1 pseudogene is annotated in these 951 nt (G+C 79.1%); it reads left to right on the top strand.

From position 1 onward, the window contains the following. Nucleotides 1–951: pseudogene (locus ND748_RS32820) on the top strand (ribonuclease E/G); the annotation flags it as partial.

Here is a 951-nt window from a genome sequence, read left to right as displayed (position 1 = left end):
CCTGGAAGCGGCCTTCGGGGGCCGGGGCCGCCAAGGGCGCGCCCGCCGAGGCCGCCTCCGGTTCGGCCCCGGCAGCCGAGGTGTCGGCCGTCGGAGCTCCGGCCGCCGACGCTTCCCCCGGGCCGGCCCCGGCGAACGAGGGTCCGGCCGACAAGGTTCCCGCGGCCGCCGTCGCTGAGCCGTTCGCGGTCGCTGCGTCGTCGGCCGGTGCCGAGCCGTCCGTCGTCGAAGCCGCCACCGTCACCTCGCCGTTCGGCGTCACCGAGGCGCTGGCCACCGGCACGCCGCTCGGTTCGACTCCCGTCTCCGCACCTGCCGGAGCGCTGGCACCCGCCGGAGCGCTGGCACCCGACGCGGGCCAGGCACCCGCCGGGGGCGAGCAGGCGCAGTCCGAGCAAGCGCAGTCCGAGCAGGCGCAGTCCGAACCGGCTGCCGCCGAATCGGCGCCGGCCGGCGCCCGCACCCGGACGAGGACCCGGCGGGTCACCGCCCCGACCTGGGCCGGCATCGGCGACGAGCAGCCCGTCGAGCCCGTCTCCCGCCCGGCGGCTCGCCGCCCGGTGGCGATGGTGACCTTCCAGGCGCCGGAGCCGGCGGCAGCCGAGGTGCGTTGGCGGCGCGCCGACGCCGTGGACGAGGCGGTGTCCGCCGTTGTCCCGGCGCCGACCGCCGACGCCGAGCGGCCCGCCGAGCCGGAGCTCGCCGAGGAGGAAGTCGACACCGACACCGTCGTCGAGGAACTCGCCGCCGTCGACGAGGACGGGGAGTTCGACGAGGACGACCAGGGCGGCGGGTCGGGTTCCACCCGTCGCCGCCGCCGTGGCCGCCGGGGTCGTGGCCGGGCCCGCGGCGACGAGGACGGCATCGAGACCGACCTCGAGGACGGCGTCGGCGAGACCGACGAGGCCCCGCGCGCCGCGGCGGCCGCAGACACCACCGACCGTCCCGGGC

Origin of the sequence: Frankia sp. AiPs1, from assembly GCF_023716945.1 — a bacterium.
In the GTDB taxonomy this organism is placed as follows: Bacteria; Actinomycetota; Actinomycetes; order Frankiales; family Frankiaceae; genus Frankia.
This window is presented reverse-complemented; position numbering and strand designations above follow the sequence as displayed.